Origin of the sequence: Halochromatium sp., assembly GCF_046541315.1 — a bacterium.
Taxonomy (GTDB): Bacteria; Pseudomonadota; Gammaproteobacteria; order Chromatiales; family Chromatiaceae; genus Lamprobacter.
This window is the reverse complement of record NZ_JBKHDN010000193.1, coordinates 1-5,262: the sequence shown is the minus strand read 5'-3', so window position 1 is coordinate 5,262 and position 5,262 is coordinate 1. Positions and strand designations below refer to the sequence as shown.

The 5,262-nt window shown below is 67.0% G+C and carries 7 protein-coding genes; all 7 read right to left on the bottom strand.

Annotated features, from left to right (window positions below; translation table 11 throughout):
* A partial coding sequence (locus tag ACLFQI_RS11330) for a type IV pilus twitching motility protein PilT (RefSeq protein WP_410759406.1) occupies positions 1 to 1,034 on the bottom strand: 1,034 nt, incomplete at its 3' end.
* A gap of 121 nt (positions 1,035 to 1,155) precedes the next feature.
* The gene (gene purE, locus ACLFQI_RS11325; RefSeq protein ID WP_410759404.1) at positions 1,156 to 1,737 is read right to left on the bottom strand and encodes a 5-(carboxyamino)imidazole ribonucleotide mutase; all 582 of its coding nucleotides are present in this window, start codon (positions 1,735 to 1,737) and stop codon (positions 1,156 to 1,158) included.
* On the bottom strand, positions 1,734 to 2,909 hold the full coding sequence (locus tag ACLFQI_RS11320; protein ID WP_410759402.1) for a 5-(carboxyamino)imidazole ribonucleotide synthase: 1,176 nt from the start codon (positions 2,907 to 2,909) through the stop codon (positions 1,734 to 1,736). Before ACLFQI_RS11320 ends, purE begins: the two co-directional genes overlap by 4 nt.
* 23 nt (positions 2,910 to 2,932) lie before the next feature.
* Positions 2,933 to 3,991, bottom strand: a complete 1,059-nt coding sequence (locus ACLFQI_RS11315; RefSeq protein ID WP_410759400.1) for a LysR family transcriptional regulator — start codon at positions 3,989 to 3,991, stop codon at positions 2,933 to 2,935.
* Between the two features lie 162 nt (positions 3,992 to 4,153).
* The gene (locus ACLFQI_RS11310; RefSeq protein ID WP_410759399.1) at positions 4,154 to 4,408 is read right to left on the bottom strand and encodes a hypothetical protein; all 255 of its coding nucleotides are present in this window, start codon (positions 4,406 to 4,408) and stop codon (positions 4,154 to 4,156) included.
* Between the two features lie 71 nt (positions 4,409 to 4,479).
* A complete protein-coding gene (locus ACLFQI_RS11305) occupies positions 4,480 to 4,776 on the bottom strand; it encodes a pterin-4-alpha-carbinolamine dehydratase (protein WP_410759397.1) in 297 nt (98 codons plus the stop codon).
* On the bottom strand, positions 4,776 to 5,249 hold the full coding sequence (locus tag ACLFQI_RS11300; RefSeq protein ID WP_410759408.1) for a bacterioferritin: 474 nt from the start codon (positions 5,247 to 5,249) through the stop codon (positions 4,776 to 4,778). Before ACLFQI_RS11300 ends, ACLFQI_RS11305 begins: the two co-directional genes overlap by 1 nt.
* Positions 5,250 to 5,262: the final 13 nt, after the last annotated feature.

The window sequence follows — 5,262 nt, the reverse complement described above, 5'->3', positions numbered from 1 at the left end:
TGGAAGGACTCCTTGTTCTGCGCCTTGGCGCGCGCATCGGCCTTCGCGATCAGCCCGCGCTTGAGCAGCCCGGTCAGGTTTTGATCCAGGGTTTGCATGCCGTGTGCCTGACCGGTCTGGATCGAGGAGTACATCTGCGCGATCTTGTCCTCGCGGATCAGATTGCGAATCGCCGGGGTGGCGATCATGATCTCGTGGGCGGCGATGCGCCCGCCACCGGTCTTCTTCAGCAGCGTCTGCGCGATCACCGCGCGCAGGGATTCCGAGAGCATCGAGCGCACCATGCTCTTCTCGGCGGCCGGAAACACATCGATGATGCGGTCGATGGTCTTGGCCGCCGAACTGGTGTGCAGGGTCCCGAAGACCAAGTGGCCGGTCTCGGCGGCGGTCAGCGCCAGCCGGATGGTCTCGAGATCGCGCAGCTCGCCGACCAGGATGATGTCGGGGTCCTGGCGCAGGGCCGAGCGCAGCGCCGCGCTGAAGCCGAGGGTGTCGCGATGCACCTCGCGCTGATTGATCAGGCAGCGCTTGCTGACGTGGACGAACTCGATCGGGTCCTCGATGGTGAGGATGTGGGCGTCTTCCTGGTCGTTGATCGAGTCGACCATCGCCGCGAGCGTGGTCGATTTGCCCGAGCCGGTCGGCCCGGTCACCAGCACCAGCCCACGCGGCACATCGATGATGCGCTTGAACAGCTCCGGGGCCTGCAAATCGTCGAGCGTCGGCACCCGGGAGGGAATGCTGCGAAAGACCGCCGCCGCACCGCGCTTCTGGCGATAGGCATTGACGCGAAAGCGCGCGACGCCGGGAAGCTCGAACGAGAAGTCGGTCTCCAGGCGCTCGGCGTACTCCTGGCGCTGCCGGTCGTTCATGACCGCGTCGATCAGCGCCTGCACCGCGCGCTGCTCAAGCACGGGCACATCGATCCGCCGCATGTCGCCATCGACCCGGATCATCGGCGGCAAACCGGCCGAGAGGTGCAGGTCCGAGGCGTTGTTGTCGACAGCGAAGGTCAATAGCTCGGCGATCTCCATGAGACGCTCCCCAGCGGCAATGCCATCCGAGCATCGACAGGCTGCCCGGATCCATCATGTGCTTCCCGAAGCTGCCGCGGCCGGTCGCTCCGAGCTCGGGAAGTCATTTCTGGACAGTCACTCAGCGGCCGCCGCGCGCGGCGCGCACGGTCTCGGCCGTGATCTCGCCGGCCTCGACCCGTTCCGCCTTGGCCAAGACCTGCGCCTCGAGGCGCTCCTTGTAGTGCTGAATCCGCGCGCGCAACTCGAGATCGGCGGTGCCCAGGATCTGCGCGGCCAACAGCCCGGCATTCCTGGCGCCGTCGATGGCGACGGTCGCCACCGGCACCCCGGCCGGCATCTGCACGATCGACAACAGCGAATCCTGGCCCGAGAGCGCGGCGGATCTGACCGGCACTCCGATCACCGGCAGCGGCGTCATTGCCGCGACCATGCCGGGCAGATGCGCGGCGCCGCCGGCTCCGGCGACGATCACCCGCAGGCCCCGCGCGGCGGCCTGCTCGGCATAGCGGTAGAGCCGCTTGGGGGTGCGATGCGCCGAGACGATGCTCAGCTCATACGCCACCCCCAGTTCGGCAAGCGCATCGGCCGCAGCCTGCATCACCGGCAGGTCCGAATCGCTGCCCATGATGACGCCGACCAAGGGCCTGTCTTGAGGCGGATCCTGCGGTTTGTCTTGGGACTGATCATGCTGCCCGTTCATGGCCTGTTTTCGCCTCCAATCTCGATCAAGGCGCGCACCCGTTCCGCTTTCTCGCGCGCGCGTTCGATATCCGTGTCCAGCACCGTGACATGGCCCATCTTGCGGAACGGCCGGGTCTCGGCCTTGCCATAGAGATGCACCGAGACGCCGGGAATCGCCAGCGCCGCGCGCAAGCCGCCGATCACCGGCGGCCCCGACTCGCCCGGCGCGCCGAGCAGGTTGATCATCGCCGCCGGCATCAGCTGATCGGTGACCCCGAGCGGCAGCCCGGTGATCGCGCGCAGATGCTGCTCGAACTGATCGGTGATGCAGGCCTCGATGGTGTAATGACCGGAATTATGGGTGCGTGGCGCCACCTCGTTGACCAACAGCTCGCCATCCTCGGTGAGAAACAGCTCGACGCCGAAGATGCCGACCCCTTCCAACGCGGTCACCGTCTCGATCGCCAGGCGCCGGGCCGCAGCCGCCGTCTCGGCGGTGAGCCGGGCCGGCGCCAGGAGGAGATCGAGGATGTTCTCGCCGGGGCGGAAGCACATCTCGACCGGATCATAACTGCGCACCTCGCCATCCTGGGCCCGCACCACGATTACCGCCAGTTCCTTGGCCGCAGGGATGAACCGCTCGATCAACGCCGGCACCGGCAGCGCGTGGGCGAAGGCGTCCGCCGAGCGCATCACCACCACGCCGCGACCGTCATAGCCGCCGCGCCGGGCCTTCTGCACCAGCGGATACCCGAAACGCGCGAACGCCTCCGCATCCGGCCGTTCGACGGCAACGAATTCGGCGCTCGGGATGCCGAGCGCCTGCAGCCGTTGCTTCTGGCGCAGCTTGTCCTGGATCTCGGCGAGCAGCGCCGTCGGCGGCAGGATGCGATGACCCCGTGCGGCGATCACGCCGAGGATGTCGACATCGATGTCCTCGATGTCGAAGGTGATCACATCGACCTGATCCGCCAGCTGCTGCAAGGCCTCGAGATCGTGCGAATCGGCCAGGATCTGGTGTCCCGAGACCTGACCGGCCGGCGATCCGGGGGTCGGGTCGAGCACGACGCAGGTGCAGCCGAGGCGCTTGGCCGACTTCACCAGCATGCGGCCGAGCTGACCGCCGCCAATGATGCCGATGCGAACGACGGGATAGGGATACTGGTCCGGGGAGCGATGCTGTGTGGACATGGCCTGGAAGAAAAAACTGTCGTCTAGTCTGAGGCCGGGGCTGAGCGCGGCCGGGCGATCAGACTGTCGCGCACGCGCGCGAAATTGGTCTCGGCCTCGGCCAGGCGCTCCCGAATCTCGGGCTCGTAAGCGATGGCAAAATCGAGAAAGGTGCGCGCAATCAGCGACAGCTCGCGGGCCCGGGAATAGACCAGGTGCCAGCGGCGAACGATCGGAAAGCCCTCGACATCGAGCAGCGCGAGACGCCCGCCGGCGCTTTCGAGGGTGAGCGAGTGCAGGGACAAGGCGGCGATCCCGAGACCGCCGACGATGGCGCGCTTGATCGCCTCGTTGCTGCCGAGCTGCATGCGCACGCGCGGCACCAGACCGCCGGCGGCACAGTGCGCGAGCACCGCATCGCGAATACCGGAGCCGGATTCGCGCAGGATGAAGTTCTCCTCGGCCAGGGCGCTGAGCGGGATCGCGCGTTGCGCCGCCAGCGGATGGTCGACGCTGGCGACCATCACCAGCGGATTCGGCGCGAACGGGATGGTCTGGATCTGATCATTGGTCTCGCGCGGCTGGCCCATCACATAGAGATCGTCATCATGCCCGAGCAGGCGTTCGAGGATATGCTCGCGGTTGGTGACCTTGAGCGAGACATCGATGCCCGGATACTCGCGGCAGAAGGCGCCGAGGATCTCGGGGGCGACGTACTTCGCGGTGGTCAGCACCCCGAGCCGCAGGCGCCCGCGCTTGAGCCCCTTCAGATCGGCGAGCTTGATCTCGAGGTTGGACAGCGTACCGAGGATGTCGCGACAGGCCGCATGCACCTCGCGGCCGGCGTCGGTCGGCTCGATGGTGCGCCCGACGTGGCGAAACAGCGGCGTGCCGATGGCCTCGGAGAGCTTCTTGATCTGCATCGAGACCGTCGGCTGGGTGAGAAAGAGTTCCTCGGCGGCACGCGTGAAACTGCCAAGCCGGACGATGGCCTCGAGCAGTTGCAGCTGGCGCAGCGTGGTGTGGCGGATCAGATAATCCGAGCCATGCCCGCCGGTGCTGGTGCGCACCTCCAGGGTATCGGCAGTGACGGGTGTGGGCATCGCGCTGTGACGACTGCTTCCAGCAGGTTCGCCCTTGGGTCTACGTCCGGCCACGCGAGCATGCCCTCGACTCGACAGGCCCCCGGCCTGGATTGGCCGGTCGGCGCGCCGCCGGATGTGCACCAGCAGCTGGGGACGAGCGGGTGATGACGCCAGCCCGGATCAATCTGGCCAGATCCGATGACCGCCGTGATAGGGATCGTCGAGGGAGGGATTGTGCGCGCGCGACGCGCTCGCGAGCGCGGCCACGCCAAACGTCCCCGACTGGGCCTGCGCGGTGCGTGGGTGCCGGGCCTTGCGGGCCGGCGTGGCGGCCTTGGCCGGCGCCTTCTTGCGCATCGTTGCCGTCGCGGCGGCCGAACTCGAGGCCGTCGCGGATGTCCCGGTCGATGCCGATGGGGTGTTCTCTTCGCTCATGATCCATTCTCCAACCAGTATGCGGGATGCAAGGCGTCGGTCATCGGGATGACGGACCTGCGGGCCGCCCGTTAGGCGTCATCGGCACGGTCGGCGTCCTCCAGGAACGCATCGACCTGGCGCGCGAAGGCATGCAACGCCTCGCCGACCTGCTCCGTGCCCTCTTCGGCAAAGAGGGTCAAGTTCACATAGGTACGGCCAAAGCTCAAGTTCGGAAAGATCTCGGTGGTTTCCGACAGCGCTGCCACTTGATCGAGGAAGTCGCGCAAGGACTCATAATCGTCGAACACAACGCGTCGTTCCAAGCGCCGTGGACGCGCGCGCTCGCGCCAGGGATGAGCGCCGCTCTCGGGCGTCGATGCCGCCATCAGAAATAGGCCCGTTCGTGCGGTTGATGTCGTGGTACGCCCAGGGCCTCGAGCCAGGTCTCGATCTCGCCAGCATGATGCAGCTCGTCCTGGAGCAGACCATTGAAGAACTCGGCGTTCTCGTGATCGCCGATGCGACGACAGAAGCGCGTCGCCTCGTCGTAGAGGGCGACGATCTCGGCCTCGAGCACAGCGTCCTGGCGCAGCAGGTCGACCAGGTTACGGGCCACCCCGGCGGGGCGCATCTGCGAGGCATTCGGCGCCACGCCCAGGCCGAGCATGCGCTTGACCAGGCGTTCGGCGTGCTGCATCTCCTCGACGGTTTCGCGGCGAAAGCGATCGGCCGCCTCGTTCAAGCCCCAGGCCTCGGCCAGTGCCGCTTGCGTCATGTACTGCTGCACGGCCGAGTATTCGAGACTCAGGGCACGCCCCAGATAGCCCAGTGTCCGCGGATGAACGGTTGCGTGACGCATGCGCTGGTGGTCG

What these genes read in the sequence shown, in the direction of transcription:
- purE (WP_410759404.1), bottom strand. Translation starts at nt 1,737, where the DNA reads ATGAACGGGCAGCATGATCAGTCCCAAGACAAACCGCAGGATCCGCCT.
- ACLFQI_RS11320 (WP_410759402.1), bottom strand. Translation starts at nt 2,909, where the DNA reads ATGTCCACACAGCATCGCTCCCCGGACCAGTATCCCTATCCCGTCGTT.
- ACLFQI_RS11315 (WP_410759400.1), bottom strand. Translation starts at nt 3,991, where the DNA reads ATGCCCACACCCGTCACTGCCGATACCCTGGAGGTGCGCACCAGCACC.
- ACLFQI_RS11310 (WP_410759399.1), bottom strand. Translation starts at nt 4,408, where the DNA reads ATGAGCGAAGAGAACACCCCATCGGCATCGACCGGGACATCCGCGACG.
- ACLFQI_RS11305 (WP_410759397.1), bottom strand. Translation starts at nt 4,776, where the DNA reads ATGGCGGCATCGACGCCCGAGAGCGGCGCTCATCCCTGGCGCGAGCGC.
- ACLFQI_RS11300 (WP_410759408.1), bottom strand. Translation starts at nt 5,249, where the DNA reads ATGCGTCACGCAACCGTTCATCCGCGGACACTGGGCTATCTGGGGCGT.